Genomic DNA, 17,501 nt, shown 5'->3' on the forward strand with positions numbered 1-17,501 from the left:
GCGGCTCGCCGTCGACGACACCCGCGCCGTCGCAGGCGACGACGCTCGGGCGACGATTTTTCACCTTCGACACCGTTGGAGACGTATGCGAAGTACTCTCGCGGTTGCGGTTGCCGTGCTGATGGTGTTGTCGGGTTGTGCCGGATTCGTCGGTTCGGAGGAATCGACGCCCGCCGCCCCCGACGGCGCGGACGACACACCGTCGAGTGCCACGGACGCGGCCGATTCGGCCGCTTCGACCGACGACGCCCCGCCGGCCGGTGACGCGCCCGGTTCCGGCGACGCGATGGCACAGTCCCCGCCGGACCCCGACTCCGACAGACTCGGTTGGGAGGGCGGCTACTGGTACAACGAGACGCTCTCGGTCGACCAGTCCGACGGCCTCAACGAATCGGAACTCGACGCGGTCGTCAATCGCTCGATGGCGCGCGTCGAGCGGATTCGCGGCCTGGAGTTCGAGCAGTCGGTCCCCGTCGAAGTGATCTCGCGGGCGGAGTTCCGCAATCAGTCCGCGGGAGGCGGCGCGAACTACCCGCCGCAGCGCCGCGCGTTCGACAACGCGAAGTTCGAGGCGCTGTTCATGATCAACGAGTCGACCGACTCCATCGCCGTCCAGAACTCGAACACCGGAGCCTCCGTCGGCGGCTACTACAGCCCCGCCGAGAAGCGCATCGTCATCGTGAGCGAGAACACCACCTCGCCGAAACTGAACGAGGTGACGCTCTCGCAGGAACTGTTCCACGCGCTGCAGGACCAGCAGTTCGACCTGACGCGCTACAACCAGTCGACGCAAGAGAGACACAACGCCGTCGACGGCCTCGTCGAGGGCGACGGCAACTACGTCGACTGGCTCTACGAACAGCGCTGCGACGGCGAGTGGGACTGTCTCGAAGACAGCGCCCGAGGCGGCGGTGGCGACGGTCTCGCCAACTACGGCCCGTACCTCATCCAGTACCAACCCTACAGCGACGGTCCCGCGTTCGTCCGACAACTCCGCGAGCGCGGCGGCTGGGAGGCGGTCAACGCCGCCTACGAGAACCCGCCCGCCAGTACCGAACAGGTCATCCACCCCGACCGGTACCCCAACGACACGCCGGTCGACCCCATCGTGACCGACCGCACGAGCGGCACGTGGCAGCAACTCGAACCCGAAGGTCGGCCGAACTACGGCGAACTCGGGGAAGCGGGCGTGAACGCGATGCTCGTCTACCCACTCTACGAGACGAGGGGGCAGACGCAGATAATCCCCGCCCAGCAGTGGTACAACCTCAACGAGAGCGGCGAAGTCGAGGAGTTCGACCCGTTCAACTACGACCACCCGTACACCGACGGCTTCCGCGGTGACCGCTTCGTCGCCTACCAGAACGACGCCGGCGAGACGGGGTACGTCTGGAAGCTCGTCTGGGACAACTCCTCGCAGGCCGGCGAGTTCCTCGACGGCTACGAGCGACTCCTCCAGTTCCGCAGCGCGCGAGAAGTCCGAGACGCCTCCGGGCCGGGGACCGTCTACCGAATCGCCGAGGGCGACAACGGCTTCGCCGACGCGTTCCGCGTCGTCCACGACGGCGACACCGTCTACATCGTCAACGCGCCGACCGTAGACCAACTTTCGAACGTCCGCGCGACGCAGTCGTAGCCCGCGCGAGCCGAACTCACGTCCGGATTCCGCGTTTCGGTCTCCGCCGTCGTCGACGGTTCCACTCGAACCTCCTCCTGTGGGAACGCTTTTCGCGGCGCATCCCAACGTAGAGGTGTGTACACGCGCATCACAGTCGCACTCGTCGCCTGCGTGGTCCTCGCCGGGTGCGCTGCACCGTTGACGGACGGGTCGCCGTTCGACGGCGGGTTCGGGCAAAGCGACGGCGAAGACCGCCTCGGCTGGGAGAACGGCTACGCCGCCGACGATTCCCTGAACGTCGACCAGTCCGACGGGTTGAACGAGACCGAGCGCGAGGCGTTCGTCGCCCGGACGATGGCCCGCGTCGAACTGGTCCGGCAGTTGGAGTTCGAAGAACCGGTCCCGGTCGAGGTCATCTCCCGCGAGGAGTACAGACAGCAACGGGGCGGAGCGACGGACCCAGCGTACGAAGCGTGGAACAACCAGGTTTGGGAGTCGCTGTTGCTCGTCGGCGAGGACCGGAACGTCTCGGACGTGATGGACTCCGTCTACGGCGGCTCTGTGTTGGGGTACTACTCGCCGAGCGAGGACCGTATCGTCATCGTCAGCGACTCCGAGACGCCCGTCATCGACCGGACGACGCTGGCGCACGAACTCGTCCACGCGCTGCAGGACCAACACTTCGGCCTCGAGAGCGGCGCGGCGACGCAGGACGGCCAGCTCGCGCGAAACGGCATCGTCGAGGGCGACGCCCGCTACACCGAGACGCTGTACGAACAGCGCTGCGGCACCGAGTGGGACTGCGTCCCCCGGCCGAACAGCGGCGGCGGTGGCGGCGGCGACAGCGGCGCACCCGGCGTCTTCCTCACCATCTACACGCCGTACGCCGACGGCCCGCAGTTCGTTCACGAACTCCACCAAGAGGGCGGCTGGGAGGCGGTCGACGCCGTCTACGAGGAGAAACCGCAGAGCACCGAACAGATAATCCACCCGGCGAAGTATCCCGACGAGCGACCGGTCAACGTCAGCGTCGAGGACCGCTCCTCCGAGGAGTGGTCGCGCTTCGACACCCGACCCGTCGCCGACACCGTCGGCGAGGCGTCGCTGTACGCGATGTTCTGGCAGAACGGCCACATCAGCCGGGAGAGCCTCCGGAACAGCCCCGACGAGTACTCGCCGTACAACTACTCGCACCCGGCGACCGAGGGGTGGGCCGGCGACGCCGTCGTCCCCTACGAGAGTGACGACGGCGAGTACGGCTACGTGTTCGAGAGCGAGTGGGATTCGGAGCGGGACGCCCGCCAGTTCGCCGACGCCTACCGCGCGACGCTGACGAACCGCCTCGGCGCGCAGCGGGTCGGCGACGGCGTCTACCGCGTCCCCGACGACAGCTCGTTCGGCGACGCGTTCCGAGTACGACAGGAGGGAACGACGGTCTCCGTCGTCAACGCACCGACGACCGGGCAGTTGGACTCGGTCCACGCGTCGGAGTGACGCGCGCTCGCGGCGTCACTCTCAGTCGTATCGGAGTCTCAGAAATTTCGTGATAACCACTATCACAGTCGGTGTCGTCCATCCGATATGCCACGGGAAGTGTTGATACCAACGGACGGGTCGCCGCTCTCGAAGGACGCGTTCGAACACGCGACGGCGACGTTCCCCGACGGAAACATCACCCTGCTTCACGTCATCGACCCTCGACACACCGCCCCGGACGACGACGAACTGAGCTCCGAACGGGTGTTCGCGGAATTGCTCGACGCCGCCGAGCGCCGCGGTATCGAGGTCGAAACCGAGACGCGAGTCGGTCACCCGAGCCGCGAGATCGTGACCTACAGCGAGCAGAACGGCGTCGACGAGATCGTGATGGGAAGCCACGGCCGAGAGCGGACGTCACGAATCCTGTTCGGGAGCGTCGCCGAGCGCGTCCTGCGACGAGCGCCCGTCCCGGTCACTATCGTTCACCCGCACCGACGGACGGGCGAGAAGCACCACCTCGTCGCGGTCGACGGCTCGGAACAGTCGAGGAGAGCGCTCGAATACGCCTTCTCCGTCTTTCCCGACGTCGAAACGACGATACTCCACGCGATCGACCCGATGGAGACGCACTACGGCGAGGGGCAGTTGGTCTACTCCGAAGCGGAGTACGAGCAGATCGAGGAGGAAGCCGAGCGGTTGCTGGCGGACGCACAGGACCTCGCGCGGGAGTACGACGCCAGCGTGACGGCGACGACGATCACCGAATGGGGGCCGAACGAGCCTGCGGATGCGATTCTCGACTACGTGGAAAACAACGACATCGACCACGTGATTGTGGGGAGCCACGGTCGGTCTGGTGCGTCTCGGCTCCTCCTCGGAAGTGTCGCAGAAACCGTCGCGAGGCGGTCTCCCGCGCCCGTGACCGTCGTCCGGTGACTGTCCCTCCACCTGCTGTAGACGCCGAGCGGAGAGACCCCAGTACCGACGACAGTACGGGCGTCCGGTGCGGCCTCGTCGAACTCCCTGACCGAGCGTTTCGACGGAGCGATTCCGCCGTCCGCGCCACTCGGCGCGCAACGGGGTGACTTTTTGCGTCGGCCGGTCGAACGCGACGTAATGAGCGACAGCGAGTTCGACATCGTCGGTCCCGAGGCCATCCGCGAGGGCCGCGCGACCGACGCCTACTTCGACCGGACCGAGACGACGCTCCGACACGCGGGCAAGAACCCGCCCGTCGTCGCCGAAGTCACCGCCGACCAGTTCCCCTCCGGCGACTTCGAGCTACTCGGCGGCGTGAAAGACGCCGCCGCGCTGTTGGCTCCTCTGGACGTCCGCGTCGACGCCCTCCCCGAGGGGACGCTGTTCGACGGCGGCCCGGTGATGCGAATCGAGGGCGACTACCTCGAGTTCGCGCGCTACGAAACGTCTCTCTTGGGCTTTCTCTCGCACGCATCCGGCGTCGCCACCGCGGCGCTCGAAACCCGGGTCGCCGCCCCGGAGTCGAACGTCCTCTCGTTCGGCGCGCGCCACGTCCACCCCTCCATCGCGGCGATGGTCGAGCGCAGTGCGCTCCTCGGCGGCCTCGACGGCTTCTCGCACGTCGCCGCCGGCGACGTGCTCGGCCGCGAGGCCAGCGGGACGATGCCGCACGCGCTGCTGCTCTGTTTCGGCCGCGGCAATCAGGAGGAGGCGTGGCTGGCGTTCGACGAGGCGGTGCCCGAGGACGTGCCGCGCGTCGCGCTCTGCGACACGTTCTCCGACGAGAAGGACGAGGTCGTCCGCGCGGCGGAGGCGCTCGGCGACCGTCTCTCCGGTGTGCGCCTCGACACGACGAGTTCGCGCCGCGGCGACTTCCGCCACATCGTCCGCGAGGTGCGCTGGGAACTGGAGGCCCGCGGCATCGACGGCATCGACATCTTCGTCAGCGGCGGTCTCGGCCCGGCGGACCTCCGCCACCTCCGCGACGCGGTCGACGGCTTCGGCGTCGGCGGCTACGTCTCGAACGCCGACCCCGTCGACTTCGCGCTCGACATCGTCGAAATCGACGGCGAGGCCATCGCCAAGCGGGGCAAACTCTCCGGCGTCAAGGAGGTGTACCGGACGCCCGACGGCCGCCACCACGTCGGTCTCCGCGGGGCGGAGCCCCCGGCGGACGGCGAGTCGCTGATGGAGCCGCTGGTCCGCGGCGGCGAGGTCGTCCGGTCGTTCGACGTCGACGCGGCCGCCGAGCGCGCGCTGGCCGACGCGGCGAAGACCGGGTTCGGCGGGGAGTAGCGCCGCTGTCGCCCTCGGGTGTCGTCACTTGGTGACTGCCCCGAGCAGTTCGGTAACGATGGCGACACCGGAGAGTACGCTGACGACGACGCCGCCGAAGAAGAGAACGAGCTGTGGAACTCCTCCCTGAAGCGGAAACCAAACACCGAGGAGCCTCGCAAGCACACCTCCAGCGGCGACGCCGACCGACGTCACGCCGAGAGCGAAGACGAGCGCGTGCGGGAGGAACCGAAGCGAGTACCGAACCGTGGAGTAGGGGCTGGTTACGGGTGTTTCAACCATTGCTTTTCAGCACTTGAACCACCGCCAAAACTCCGTCGGAGGTGAGCGCGAGGTGCAGTCGGTTTGGCTGTGGCTGGGTCGTAGCGATTCGAAAAATCGGAATCGGCGAATTACAGTTCCTGGACGCTGCCGCCGTCGGACCGCTCGCGGAACACTTGGCCCTCGAAGAGCGTCACCATCGTGTCGTCGTCCTTCCAGGCGAACGGCGAGAGCCGCGCCTTCCGGCAGACGCGCGTGAGGTACTCCTCTTTGCTCCAGCCGTTCTCGACGGGAATCGTCGGGTAGAGCCAGCCGTGTTGTCCGCCGCTGTCGACGGCGACCCCGTGGGTACCGAGTTCGAGGTCAGTGAGGGGGTCGTTGGTGAGAATCGTGTTGTTGACGATGCAGACCGAGATGTTCAGATTCGGAAGCTCCGGCGGTTCGACTTCCGAGCCGCACGAGTCGCCCGACGCCGCTTGGATGGCGGCGTCGACGATCGCGTGACCGAGCTGGTCCTTCCCTCGATAGGCTCCCGCACAGCCGCGGAGCTGTCTTCGCCCTCGTGTGGACTGCAACCGGACGAAAGCGCCCGTTCGAGCGTAGAACGCGTCGCGCATGCTTCCCGGTTGCTCTCGTTGACCGTGCAAAACGAACGATTCGACCGATTCCCGAGCGAGTTCGACCGCTCGAGCCCCATCCTCGTAGGAGAGGCGTATGGTCTGCGCCTCGGACATACAACCATTCTGGAGCGCAATTGACTTGAACGCTTCCCTTCACACAAGCTATCAATTTGGCGGATTTTAACGGCCGCATAACGGTGTTGAACCCGACCGAACGACTTATTCGACTCCTGAGAGTAGTTTCGCTCGGCAGAGAGAGCCCGACCACCGTGACCCACGGCGCGCTCGCGCGCCGCCGGGACATGAGGAAAGTCCCCCCACCGTCCGAACAGGTGACCGGGCGCAAGCCCGGAGTCGGAGACGGCTGGCTCTGGAACAGAAACGAGACCCCTCGGTCCGACCGATGACGTGCGCGAATCCGACCGTAAGGGAGGAGAGTTAACCCACGGAGGGTGCGTGGCGACTCCGTCGCCACGTTTAGCGCGAGCGGGCCTCGCCCGCTCGCGCGACGACCGAGAACGGATGGAACGGCGAAACCTCACCGGTGCAAGTCCGCGCCACGCGGCCGACGCGGCGCGATTCGTGCGTCGCCCGGCCGCACGGTAGTTCGGACGACGGACGCGGACGCTCAGCCGAATGTCGGGACGAACAGAAGGGGGCTTACTCCTCTCAGCCGCTTCTCGCGCCGAACGACGCGGTCGTCCTCTCGCGTGTTATTAACGAGAACCCGCACCAGTAATAGCCTCGGCGTAACTCACCCCCCGATTCTGGTAGTTCGATTAATAAGCGTGGACCGACTACTTCGAGTCGATGACCGATTCACGCCCGAACGACACCGACGACTGTGGGTGTTGTTCGGCGCACGACCGCGAGTCCACGTCGGACTCGGGACCGTCGGAGTGCGGTCACGACCCCGCCCGCGACGGCCGCGGTCACGACCACGGCTCCGACTCGCCACACACCCAGGACGCAACTCCTTCGACCCGGACCGGCACCGACGACGAGACGCATCTCCGCCTTTCGGTCCCCGAGATGGACTGCCCCTCCTGTGCCGGTAAGGTCGAGCGGAGCGTCGAGACGCTCGACGGGGTGAGAAACATCGACCCGCAACCGACGACCGGCACGCTGCTCGTCGACTACGACCCCGAACTGACGACCCCCGAGGCGGTCAGAGAGCGCGTCGAATCCGCGGGCTACGCCGTCGAGACCACGGCCCGAGAGACGCTCCTCGTCCCCGAGATGGACTGTCCCTCCTGCGCGGGGAAAGTCGACAACGCGCTGAAATCGACGCCCGGAATCGTCGCCGTCGAGACGCAACCGACCACCGGCCGCGTCGAGGTGACGTACGACCCCGACCGCGTCTCGCGCGGCGGCCTCGTCGCCGCCGTCGAGTCCGCGGGCTACGCCGTCGAGGAGACGACGGACTCGACAGAGTCCATCTGGCGGAGTCCCCGCGCGCTCAAGACGTGGACCGGGGCGGTCCTGCTTCTCGGCGGCGTCCTCTTCGAGTGGATTCTCCCCGGTCTGGACGCGACGCTGTTCACGTTCGTCTACGAGGTGACCGTCGCGTGGCTGTTCTTCCTCGGTGCGGCGGCCGCCGCCGGGCAGGAGATCGTCCGCAACGGCTACTACTCCGCGAAGAACCGCAGCCTCGACATCGACTTCCTGATGGGGACCGGCGTCGTCGGCGCGATACTCGTCGGGTTACCGTTCGAGGCGGCGACGCTCGCGGTGCTGTTCAGCGTCGCCGAACTGCTCGAACGCTACTCGATGGACCGCGCGCGCAACTCGCTTGAGACGCTCATGGAACTGTCGCCGGACACGGCGACGGTTCTCCGAGACGGCGACGAGACCACCGTCCCCGTCGAGGACGTGGCCGTCGGCGAGACGGTCGTCGTCCGACCGGGCGAGAAGGTGCCGCTCGACGGCACCGTCACCGACGGACAGAGCGCCGTCGACGAGTCGCCCATCACCGGCGAGTCGGTTCCCGTCGACAAGTCCGCGGGCGACGAGGTGTTCGCCGGGAGCATCGCCGCCGAGGGCTATCTGGAGGTGGAGACGACCGCCACCGCCGACGAGTCGACGCTCTCGAAAGTCATCGAGATGGTCGAGGACGCCCAGCGCGGTCAGACCGAAAGCGAGCAGTTCGTCGACCGCTTCGCCGCCTACTACACGCCCGTCGTCGTCGCCGCCGCCATCGTCACAACCGCCGTCTCGCCGTTCGTCTTCGGCGTCGCGTGGACCGAGGCGTTCACCCGCGGGCTGACGCTGCTCGTCATCGCCTGCCCCTGCGCGTTCGTCATCTCGACGCCCGTCTCCGTCGTCTCCGGTATCACGAGCGCCGCGCGGAACGGCGTGCTCATCAAGGGCGGCCAGCACCTCGAAGCGATGGGTCGCGTCCGCGCCGTCGCCTTCGACAAGACCGGTACCCTGACCACGGGCGAGCTCGGCGTCACCGACGTCATCGCGCTCAACGGCAACGACGACACCGAGGTACTCGGCTGCGCCCGCGCCATCGAACAGCGCAGCGAGCACCCCATCGCGACGGCCATCGTCGACCACGCCGAACGCGAAGGGGTCGCCGACCGCGACATCGAGAATTTCGAGTCCATCACCGGCAAAGGCGTGAAAGCCGACCTCGACGGTCGCACCCACTACGCCGGGAAACCCGGTCTGTTCGCCGACCTCGGCTTCGACCTCGAACACGCCCACGTCGAGACGGACGGGGGGGTCGTGAGTGGCGCGAACGAAGCCGAAACCGAGACGAAAGACTGCCACCACGGCACGTATCTCGACCTCGTCAACGAGACGATTCCCCGCCTCCAGTCGGAGGGGAAGACGGTCATCGTCGTCGGCACCGAAGACGAACTGGAGGGCGTCGTCGCCATCGCCGACACCGTCCGCCCCGAGGCCGAGCGCGCCGTCGCGCGACTCCACGAACTCGGCGTCGAGCGCGTCGTGATGCTCACCGGCGACAACGAACGCACCGCCCGCGTCATCGGCGAGCAGGTCGGCGTCGACGACGTCCGCGCGGACCTCCTGCCCGAACAGAAGGTCGAGGCCGTCGAGGCGCTGCGCGAGGAGTTCGAACACGTCGCCATGGTCGGCGACGGCGTCAACGACGCGCCCGCGCTCGCCACCGCCACCGTCGGCATCGCCATGGGCGCGGCCGGCACCGACACCGCGCTCGAAACCGCCGACGTGGCGCTGATGGGCGACGACCTCTCGCGGATGCCGTACCTCTACGACCTCTCGGCGCGCGCCGGGCGCGTCATCCGCCAGAACATCTGGAGTTCGCTCGCCGTCAAAGCCATCCTGGCCGTCGGCGCGCCGCTGGGCGTCGTGCAGGTCATCCACGCCGTCGTCATCGGCGACATGGGGATGAGCCTCGGCGTCACGGGCAACGCGCTCCGACTCGCGAACGTCAGCCCCGAGGACAGCGCGCCCGAGGCGGTCGCCGCCCAGAGCGACGACTGAGACGGGCAGTTCTCCGCTTTCGAGCCGTCTTTTCCGATAGAGCATCCGACGCGACACGGTCCGTGTACCGGTTTTTCGACGTAAGTCTTCGACTACGTGAAGGGTCGCAACGCTCATACGTTCGTCTGTAGCAACTCATCGTATGTCGTCTCGACTGCCGACGCTCGCCGTCGTCGCCCTCCTCCTCGTCGCGGGGTGCCTCGGCTCTCTCGCCGACGGCGGCGGCTCGTCGGACGTGCCGCTTCCGAGCAGTTCGTCGACCTCCACCGACCGAGAGCGAGCGACCGCGAGCACCGGGACCAACCCGTGGGGCGACGACCCCGTCGTCGTCGCCATCGAGAATCGCGACGAACCCGACCGCGAGTTCGCGCCGCTGGTCCGCGAGGCGACGAGTTACTGGGAGCAGAACGGCCGCGAGTACACCGGCTTCGACGTCGCGTACCGCGTCGTCCCCGACGCGGAGGACCCCGACATCGTCGTCGAGTTCGTCGACGAGGTGCCGAACTGTAGCAACGTGACCGGCGCGGCGGGCTGTGCGCCGCGCATCACCGACTCGCGACAGATTCAGCGACCCGAGACCGTCTCGGTCCGAACCGGCCTCTCCGACGCGTCGACGGAACTCGTGTTGCGTCACGAGTTCGGGCACACGCTCGGACTGGGTCACGACGACGAACCGGCGGACGTGATGGCCGCCTCGTCGGTGCTGCACACCGAACCGCAGCCGAACGCCACCGAGCGGGCGTTCCCGTGGGCCGACCCCCACTTCACCGTCTACGCCGACACCGACGACGCGTCCGACCCCGAGGCCGCCCGCGAGCAGATTCGCCACGCCTTCGGCTACTACGAGGAGGGTGCCGACGAGAACGTCCCCGGCAACCTGACGTTCGAGTACGTCGACTCGCCCGAGGACGCCGACGTGCGAATCCAGTTCGCCGAGGACTCCGCCTGCGACGACGGCCCCGGGTCGTGCGCGGTGTCGTCTGGGCCGGACCCCGACGGCGACGGCGCGATAGAGGAGTACGAACGGCTCGAAATCACGCTCGTCGAACTCGACAGCGACGCTATCGGCTGGCACGTCGGCACGTGGTTCGCCACGTACGGCCTCGGTGCGGAGAATCCCGCCGACAAACCGGAGCCGTTCCAGGACCCCGACCCCGACTACGACGAAATCCGGAGCGAATGGTGGGAGTGAGTCGGTAGCGGAGTAGCTTCGTTCAGTTCGTCGACGCCATCCCGCTCGGATTCTCCGTGCTGGTCTCGCTCTTCGCGTCGCTGTTCCTGTTTCTCTCGTGGTGGTGACGACTGTCGTCGATACAATCATTTCACCTCCGGCCGAACGGAAGGCATGGCTCCGCATCCGACGCCCCGGAGTTCGGTCTCGCTTTCGGTTCCGCCATCGGACGGCCCCAACGGCGGTGACGGCCGCCGCGTCGAGTGGCGTGCCGCGCCCGACGGCGAACTCGACCAACTCGCCAAACACGGGTTAGTCGGCCTCGTCGTCGCGTTTCTCTCCCTCGCCGTGGCGCTCGCGACGTTCGCCTCCCTCGACGCCCCGAGTGGCGGTTTCGGACGCGAGCGGCTGCTTTTGATTCTGCTTTTCGTCGGCGGCCCGGCGTCGCTGCTGTATCTGGCGGCGGCCGTCGGCGTCGAGGGGGGCGAGTCGGTGGCGTCGCTGTTTCCGGGCGTCGACACGCTCTCGCTTCCGCGTGTGACGGCGGCGACCCTCGTCGGCGGTGTGATACTTTCGACGACGCTCCTGCACCCGCTGTTGCCCGTCGCCTACGGCGTCGGACTCGTCGCACTGTACGTCGTCGACAGGGCACGGCACACCGAGGGGGGTCTCGACACCGAGTCGGCGACGCTCGCGCGTCCGGTCGCCGACAGCCAACGGCGCCACGATATCTCGTCGCTGTCGGGGTACCGTTCACTTCGTCTCGGCCGATACGTCGTCTGTTGGCTGCGGTACGACGGCGTCGCGCTCAACGCGCCGCGCGTAGTCGTGTTTCCGGCAGCGTCGTTCCCCGCGATTCGGACCGTTCTCGACGAGATTCGAGCGGCGGAGCGCGAGAACGCTGCGTCCGACCCCGCCGTCCGCGTCGCCGCGGGCGGACTGGGACTGCTGTTTCTCGGCGTGGCGGCGTTCGTCGTGCTCGTCGTCGGCAACCCGCGACTCTCCGTCTACGCCGTCTGTGTCCTCGGTCTGTTCGCGGCGCTGTTGCTGTTCGCCGCGTGGCGAGCGTGAGCGTCGCCCGGCCCGCACAGCGTTTTGTGGCTCGCGCGCGAACGAGAGAACGTGAACCTCGACGAACTCGACGCGGCGCTTCGCCGCGAGTTCACCGGTGCCGAGGCCGAGCGACGCGTGGTCGTCAGGCAGGCCGGTGACCTCGCCGACACCGAGAAGGCCGAGACCGACAGGGGCGTTCCGCTCACCGTCGACGAGATCGTCGACAATCTCTCGGACGCGCCCGACGAGGGCATCGCGAGTCGGTGGAACTGGTGGATGGGGGCGCTCGAAGCCGCCTACGGCGGCTACGAACCGTTTCAGGTGCGACGGATTCCGAAGGAGTAGCGCTCGGCGACGTTCGCAAACGCTTCGCGTTTGCTCACTCCCGCCGTCGGCGGACTCAGTCGCGCCGTCCCCGCGAACGCGGCTGCTCGGGGACGAGCGTCAGTCCGGGGGCTTCTATCAGCGCCAGATAGCCGTGGGCGTCGATGACGTGTCTTCGGAGCGTGTCGACGGAGACGCCGACGAACGACTCCCCGCAGTCGTCGACGGGGCAGAGACCGGTGACGGCAGACGACGCGCCGTCCGCCGACTTTCGGTCACTCACGTACGACACCCCCGGCCGGCGCTGCAACTCGTTTTTCCATCATTTTTCTGTCTGGTGAGACGCGATACACGGCGGTAACTGCGATTTTAACGTTGTAAACCTTCTGTTGACTGCCCGCCGAAACTGTCCGAACGGCGACCGTTGTTGCGGCCCGCCGTCGCACAGCGGCCGCAGTTCGGTTCACCCGCCGTTCACCCTCCCGCGGAGGTCAGGTCGCTCCCGACCGGAATCGACGGACCCAAACCGTCCTCTCGGCTAGTGGCCCCAGTGAAACTCCAGTTTCTCGGCGGCACGCGCGAGGTTGGTCGCAGCGCCATCCTCGTCGACGACCGTCTCCTCCTCGACTACGGGATGCTGACGGGGAACCCCCCGCAGTTTCCCGTCGGGTCGGTCGACCCCGAGGCCGTCGTCGTCTCCCACGGCCACCTCGACCACGTCGGCGCGATTCCCACGCTCCTGTCGGGCGACGCGCGCCCGCCCATCCACTGGACGCCGCCGACGTACGAACTGGCGATGACGCTCGCGCGTGACACGCTCAAACTGCACGGCGGAACGTACAGCTGTCCGTTCACCGAGAACGACCTCAAGCGCGTCACCGAGGTCGCCGAGACCCACGGCTACCGCGAGACGTTCGAGGCCGCCGGGTACGAGGTAACCCTCTACAACGCGGGTCACATCCCCGGCAGCGCGCACGTCCTCGTGGACGACGGCGAGACGCGGTTGTTGTACACGGGCGACTTCCACACCGACTCGGCTCGCGGACAACGCTTGGTGTCGGGCACGACTGCACGGCCCGAAGCCGACGTCGTCGTCTGCGAGAGCACGTACTCGGACGTCGACCACGAGCCCCGTGCCGAGGTCGAACGGCGCTTCGTCGAGTCGGTGCGGACGACGCTCTGGGAGGGCGGCACCGTCGTCGTGCCGGCGTTCGCCATCGGGCGCACGCAGGAGTTGATGCTCGTCTGCGCGGCCCACGACATCGACTGCTACGTCGACGGGATGGGTCAGGGCGTCACCCGGATGCTCCGCAGCTACCCCGAGTTCGTCCGCGACGCCGACGCGCTCAAACGGGCGACGTCGAACGCGCGCTTCGTCACCGGGAGAGACGGCCAGCGCAGGCGTATCGCCCGCAAGAACACGGTCGTCATCACCACCTCGGGGATGCTCTCGGGCGGCCCCGCGATGACGTACATCCCCGAGATTCGGACCGACCCGGTGAACAAGATCGCGATGACGGGGTACCAGGTCGAGGGGACGCCCGGCCGCGAACTGCTCGACCGCGGCCGCTGCGAACTGAACGGCGGCGTCGTTCCGGTCGCCGCGCAGGCCGAGGCGTACGACTTCTCCGCGCACGCCGACGCCGACGGCCTCCGCTCGCTTCTGGACGAGTACGGGGGGGCGAGAGTGCTGGTCAACCACGGCGACCGCTGCGAGGCGTTCGCGGCCGAACTCCGCGACGACGGGTTCGAGGCGACAGCGCCGGAGCTCGGCGAGACGGTCCGCGTCTGACTCGCGAAAACGACCGAAAGCGAGTCGGTGAACTCCGAGTTACAGCCCGCCCGCTCCGGAGCCGGCGTCGGGAAGATTCACTTCTTCGGCGGGCAGGCCGAGCGCTTCGAGCGCTTCCTTCAGGTGCTTCCCTTCGGCGTACTCCGCGCCCTCCTCGACACGCTTTTTCTGCGCCAGCGCGAGCACCTCGCCGCGGTGTTCGTCGGGAATCTCGAACTTGTCGGTGGAGAGCTCGATGACGAACCCGTTGTGGTCGGTGGTGTACAGCGAGTGGAAGATGCCGCGGTCGAACTCGTTGTAGCGGTGGCCGCGCTCCTCGAGAGCCTGCTTGATCTCCTCGATGCGCTCCGGTTCGAACTGGAAGGCGACGTGGTGGACGCCGCCCAGCGGCGTGCGCTGCGGGCCGCGGTTCGACTGCCGCCCCTCCTCGACGAAGAACGTCAGCATCCGGCCGTCGCCCGTGTCGAAGAACAGGTGGGTGACGTGCGGCGCGTCGAGGTTCGGCTGTTTCAGCACCAGCGGCATGCCGAGCACGTCGCGATAGAACGCGACTGTGTCATCGACGTTGCTGCCGACGAAGGTGATGTGGTCGACGCCGGCGGTGTGAAACGGCGCGTCCGGTAAGTCGGCGGTGACTTCGAGCTCTGTCGTCGACTGGTCGTCGCTCATGCTCCTCTCTAGTCGCTGATAACGGAAATACACTCGCTGACGCGAGCGTCACCCGGTTACCCGCGTGTCAGTAGCGGTCGGTTTCGGCGTGTCGGACGGTGAGAGGTAGACGCGGCCGATACCGCCGGACGGGGCGCTTCGTCGGAGCGCCACCGCGCCGTCACTGTACTTCCCGATACGGCCACTCGGGGTCGCGCTGGTCGCGCACCGTCGGGTCTCGTAAGTCCTCGGGGCGCTGCCCGTGTCCCGCCCAGCCGAACCGTCTCACGTTCTGCCACGCGTCGACGAGTGCGTCGGGGTTCTCGCCGCGAGTCACGGTCACCGACTCGAACTGCTCGGGATCGTCGGTCCACGCGCAGATATCACAGGCGTCGTACGACCCGCGTTCGCCTCGGCTCAGCGTCCGAAACCCGCAGCAGGGACAGAACCCTCGCAGTCGAGAGTGCCGTCGAGCCATACCGATTAGTCCACGCCCGAGTATATCAATCTTTGCAGACTTTCGGTGAGATAATCACTATTTCACGACGGTGCGTCGCGGTGGAGAGTGACAATTCGACGTACGTTGTATCCTCGTGGAGTCGGCTCGTGGTGTCGACGGTGGGTGATCTGCACTGCGTTGTCGGCGAGCGATTTCGACCGCGTGGCCCGGCCCGTCCGTTCACTCGCTCGACGCGTCGGCCAGCGCCTCGAAGTCGTACTCGACGCCGGTCAGTTCCTCGGAGACGCTCCAGAGTCGTCCGGCGGCCACCTCGTCGTAGGAGCGCTCGCTCGACTCCTGTACTTCGGGGTGGCCGCGCATGTTCATCAGCCCGCCGGGGCCGACGTAACTTCCGCCGGGAACGTCCTCGGTGGCGGCGTACAGCATCGGCAGCGCCCCCCACTCGGCGGACTGTGCGAAGATGGCGTTGGCGACGCGCATCGCCGTCTTTCTGACTCTGGACCCCTTCGCTTCCGGTCCGCGGTACTGGAGGTTCGTCGCCGCGTAGCCGGGGTGACAGCCGACGCTTCGGACGTTCTCTATCCCCTCGTCGTCCAGTCGCCGCTGGAGTTCGTAGGCGAACAGCAGGTTCGCCAGTTTGCTCTGGGCGTACGCGTCCCACTCGTCGTACGACTCCTCGCTCTGCAGGTCGTCGAAACCGATCTCGCCGCTCTCGTGGACGCCGCTGCTCTGAGTGACGACGCGCACGTCCTCGCCGGTCATCTGGTCGAGCAACAGCCCCGTGAGCGCGAAGTGACCGAGGTGGTTGACGCCGAACTGGGTCTCGAAGCCGTCTTCGGTCTCGCCGCGCGGAATCGCCATCACGCCCGCGTTGTTGCAGAGCACGTCGAGTCGGTCGTGGACGTCCGCGAACGTCTCGGCGAACGTCCGTACCGAGTCGAGGTCGGCCAGGTCGAGTTTCTGGAGTTCGAGCGCGCCGCTGGGTCGGCTCGCGGCGAGTTCGCCTCGGGCCTCCTCGCCCCGTTTCATATCCCGACACGCCATGACGACGTGCGCGCCGCGGTGGGCGAACGCGCGCGTCGCGTGGTATCCCAGGCCGCTGTTCGCGCCGGTGACGACCACCGTCTGTCCGTCGAGTCGCGGCACGTCGGCTGCCGTCCAGTCGTCTCTCGTCATGACTCCACGTACGGTTTCGAGCGCAAAGAACGTTGTAGCGCAGTCGCGTCCTCGGTCGGTTTAGTTGGCGGACTCGTCGAGTTCGTCGGCGTCGCTCGCGTCGGCGTTGTTCGCGTCGGCGTCGCCGGCGTCGTCGAGTTCGTCGAGGCCGAACTCGTCGATGGTCGTCTGCTCGGCCTCGATCATCTCGTGGTCGCGGTACTTCTTGTAGAGGCGCTTCAGTTTCGGGTAGCCCGCCTGCTGCTGGAGCGTCCACTCCGTCGCGAACGAGCCGTCGTCGATGCCGTCCATCTTCTCGCGCATGAACTCCCGGAGCGGTTCGCGGTCGAACTCGTCGATTCCCGCCAACTGACCGTACTGGCTCGTCATCGAGTGCAGCGGCATCTGCTCGACGAGTCCCATCGTCGCCGCCTTCCGGAAGATGTGGCTCAGTTCCTGGGAGAGGTACTGCTCCATCAGGATGGCCTCGGGCGGCGCGCCCGCCTCGCGTTCGACCTCCCACTTGGCGATGAGCGCGTTGGCGATGACCGGGATGAGCCCCTGTTCGGTCAGCAGGTCGAGTTTCGTCTCCGTCTCGAAGTCGCCCTCGATGACGCCCGAGCGCGTCGCGCCGATGCCGTGGGCGACGGCGAGCGCCACGTCGAGCGCCTCTCCCGAGGCGTCCTGTTCGACCGCGAGGAACGCGGGAGCGCCGCGGCCGTCGACGTACAGTTCGCGGACCATCGCGCCGACCATCCGCGGCGCGACCATCACCACGTCCACGTCGTCGGGCGGCGAGATGTACTCGTAGGTGACGTTGTAGCCGGAGGCGAAGTTGAGCACGTCGCCGGATTCCAGATTCGGCTCGATGTGCTCCTCGTAGACCGCGGGGGCGACCTCGTCGGGGACGAGCAGGAAGACGACGCTCGCGACGGAGACGGCCTCGCTCGTCTCGTAGACGGGGAAGCCGTCCTCCTGGGCCTCGTCCCACGAGGCGTCCCTGCGGTTGCCGACGACGATGTCCTCGACGCCCGCGTCGCGGAGGTTCTTCGCCTGCGCCCGTCCCTGGTTCCCGTAGCCGATGATGGCGACGGTGCGTCCGGAGAGCGCGTCGAGGTCGGCGTCCGATTCGTCGTAGACGGTGGAGTCGGCCATGCCTCTCTCTGCGT

The 17,501-nt window shown here is 67.4% G+C and carries 16 protein-coding genes and 1 other RNA gene; 10 read left to right on the forward strand and 7 right to left on the reverse strand.

The features are described from left to right. The first annotated feature begins 85 nt into the window (after positions 1-85). From DV709_RS09725 to DV709_RS09740, 4 genes are all read left to right on the forward strand, one after another. Positions 86-1,636: an Hvo_1808 family surface protein gene (locus DV709_RS09725; RefSeq protein ID WP_117594261.1), complete on the forward strand. Its 1,551-nt coding sequence runs from the start codon at positions 86-88 to the stop codon at positions 1,634-1,636. Between the two features lie 117 nt (positions 1,637-1,753). Further along, a complete protein-coding gene (locus tag DV709_RS09730; protein WP_117594262.1) occupies positions 1,754-3,112 on the forward strand; it encodes an Hvo_1808 family surface protein in 1,359 nt (452 codons plus the stop codon). Between the two features lie 87 nt (positions 3,113-3,199). Then, positions 3,200-4,033 (forward strand): universal stress protein, encoded by an 834-nt coding sequence (locus DV709_RS09735; RefSeq protein ID WP_117594263.1) that lies wholly within the window; start codon positions 3,200-3,202, stop codon positions 4,031-4,033. 180 nt (positions 4,034-4,213) lie between these two features. Then, entirely contained in the window at positions 4,214-5,371 is a 1,158-nt protein-coding gene (locus DV709_RS09740) for a nicotinate phosphoribosyltransferase (protein ID WP_117594264.1), read from the forward strand. A gap of 24 nt (positions 5,372-5,395) precedes the next feature. On the opposite strand, the gene DV709_RS09745 is transcribed toward DV709_RS09740, so the two are convergent. Then, positions 5,396-5,653 carry a hypothetical protein gene (locus DV709_RS09745; RefSeq protein ID WP_117594265.1) on the reverse strand — a complete coding sequence of 86 codons (258 nt, stop codon included), beginning with the start codon at positions 5,651-5,653 and terminating at the stop codon, positions 5,396-5,398. A 110-nt stretch (positions 5,654-5,763) separates the two neighbouring features. Then, positions 5,764-6,366, reverse strand: coding sequence for a TIGR00296 family protein (locus DV709_RS09750; RefSeq protein ID WP_117594266.1), 603 nt, complete (start codon positions 6,364-6,366; stop codon positions 5,764-5,766). 134 nt (positions 6,367-6,500) lie between these two features. Between DV709_RS09750 and rnpB the strand changes: the two genes are divergently transcribed. The 5 genes from rnpB to DV709_RS09775 all read left to right on the forward strand — a co-directional run bounded on the left by rnpB (position 6,501) and on the right by DV709_RS09775 (position 12,298). Next, positions 6,501-6,927, forward strand: an RNA gene (rnpB, locus tag DV709_RS09755) — RNase P RNA component. A 135-nt stretch (positions 6,928-7,062) separates the two neighbouring features. Further along, entirely contained in the window at positions 7,063-9,729 is a 2,667-nt protein-coding gene (locus DV709_RS09760; protein ID WP_117594267.1) for a heavy metal translocating P-type ATPase, read from the forward strand. 142 nt (positions 9,730-9,871) lie between these two features. After that, positions 9,872-10,921 (forward strand): matrixin family metalloprotease, encoded by a 1,050-nt coding sequence (locus DV709_RS09765; RefSeq protein ID WP_117594268.1) that lies wholly within the window; start codon positions 9,872-9,874, stop codon positions 10,919-10,921. A gap of 153 nt (positions 10,922-11,074) precedes the next feature. After that, on the forward strand, positions 11,075-11,971 hold the full coding sequence (locus DV709_RS09770) for a hypothetical protein (protein ID WP_117594269.1): 897 nt from the start codon (positions 11,075-11,077) through the stop codon (positions 11,969-11,971). A gap of 51 nt (positions 11,972-12,022) precedes the next feature. After that, entirely contained in the window at positions 12,023-12,298 is a 276-nt protein-coding gene (locus tag DV709_RS09775; protein WP_117594270.1) for a hypothetical protein, read from the forward strand. 55 nt (positions 12,299-12,353) lie between these two features. Here the strand turns inward: DV709_RS09775 and DV709_RS09780 are convergent, their stop codons facing one another. Continuing rightward, entirely contained in the window at positions 12,354-12,560 is a 207-nt protein-coding gene (locus DV709_RS09780) for a hypothetical protein (protein ID WP_157972704.1), read from the reverse strand. A 267-nt stretch (positions 12,561-12,827) separates the two neighbouring features. On the opposite strand from DV709_RS09780, the gene DV709_RS09785 reads away from it, so the two are divergent. After that, positions 12,828-14,069: an MBL fold metallo-hydrolase gene (locus tag DV709_RS09785; RefSeq protein WP_117594272.1), complete on the forward strand. Its 1,242-nt coding sequence runs from the start codon at positions 12,828-12,830 to the stop codon at positions 14,067-14,069. A 39-nt stretch (positions 14,070-14,108) separates the two neighbouring features. On the opposite strand, the gene DV709_RS09790 is transcribed toward DV709_RS09785, so the two are convergent. From DV709_RS09790 to ilvC, 4 genes are all read right to left on the reverse strand, one after another. After that, on the reverse strand, positions 14,109-14,738 hold the full coding sequence (locus DV709_RS09790; RefSeq protein WP_117594273.1) for a VOC family protein: 630 nt from the start codon (positions 14,736-14,738) through the stop codon (positions 14,109-14,111). Between the two features lie 160 nt (positions 14,739-14,898). Next, positions 14,899-15,195 carry a CPCC family cysteine-rich protein gene (locus DV709_RS09795; RefSeq protein ID WP_117594274.1) on the reverse strand — a complete coding sequence of 99 codons (297 nt, stop codon included), beginning with the start codon at positions 15,193-15,195 and terminating at the stop codon, positions 14,899-14,901. A gap of 201 nt (positions 15,196-15,396) precedes the next feature. Continuing rightward, positions 15,397-16,353 carry an oxidoreductase gene (locus DV709_RS09800; protein ID WP_117594275.1) on the reverse strand — a complete coding sequence of 319 codons (957 nt, stop codon included), beginning with the start codon at positions 16,351-16,353 and terminating at the stop codon, positions 15,397-15,399. A 60-nt stretch (positions 16,354-16,413) separates the two neighbouring features. After that, on the reverse strand, positions 16,414-17,487 hold the full coding sequence (gene ilvC / locus DV709_RS09805; protein WP_117594276.1) for a ketol-acid reductoisomerase: 1,074 nt from the start codon (positions 17,485-17,487) through the stop codon (positions 16,414-16,416). Positions 17,488-17,501 lie beyond the last annotated feature (14 nt).

Source organism: Haloprofundus halophilus, assembly GCF_003439925.1.
Lineage (GTDB): Archaea > Halobacteriota > Halobacteria > Halobacteriales > Haloferacaceae > Haloprofundus > Haloprofundus halophilus.

Bases quoted from the DNA above. Each gene is read 5' to 3' on its own strand.
- DV709_RS09725 (WP_117594261.1), top strand. From the start codon at position 86: ATGCGAAGTACTCTCGCGGTTGCGGTTGCCGTGCTGATGGTGTTGTCG.
- DV709_RS09735 (WP_117594263.1), top strand. From the start codon at position 3,200: ATGCCACGGGAAGTGTTGATACCAACGGACGGGTCGCCGCTCTCGAAG.
- DV709_RS09740 (WP_117594264.1), top strand. From the start codon at position 4,214: ATGAGCGACAGCGAGTTCGACATCGTCGGTCCCGAGGCCATCCGCGAG.
- DV709_RS09745 (WP_117594265.1), bottom strand. From the start codon at position 5,653: ATGGTTGAAACACCCGTAACCAGCCCCTACTCCACGGTTCGGTACTCG.
- DV709_RS09750 (WP_117594266.1), bottom strand. From the start codon at position 6,366: ATGTCCGAGGCGCAGACCATACGCCTCTCCTACGAGGATGGGGCTCGA.
- DV709_RS09760 (WP_117594267.1), top strand. From the start codon at position 7,063: ATGACCGATTCACGCCCGAACGACACCGACGACTGTGGGTGTTGTTCG.
- DV709_RS09765 (WP_117594268.1), top strand. From the start codon at position 9,872: ATGTCGTCTCGACTGCCGACGCTCGCCGTCGTCGCCCTCCTCCTCGTC.
- DV709_RS09770 (WP_117594269.1), top strand. From the start codon at position 11,075: ATGGCTCCGCATCCGACGCCCCGGAGTTCGGTCTCGCTTTCGGTTCCG.
- DV709_RS09790 (WP_117594273.1), bottom strand. From the start codon at position 14,738: ATGAGCGACGACCAGTCGACGACAGAGCTCGAAGTCACCGCCGACTTA.
- DV709_RS09795 (WP_117594274.1), bottom strand. From the start codon at position 15,195: ATGGCTCGACGGCACTCTCGACTGCGAGGGTTCTGTCCCTGCTGCGGG.
- DV709_RS09800 (WP_117594275.1), bottom strand. From the start codon at position 16,353: ATGACGAGAGACGACTGGACGGCAGCCGACGTGCCGCGACTCGACGGA.
- ilvC (WP_117594276.1), bottom strand. From the start codon at position 17,487: ATGGCCGACTCCACCGTCTACGACGAATCGGACGCCGACCTCGACGCG.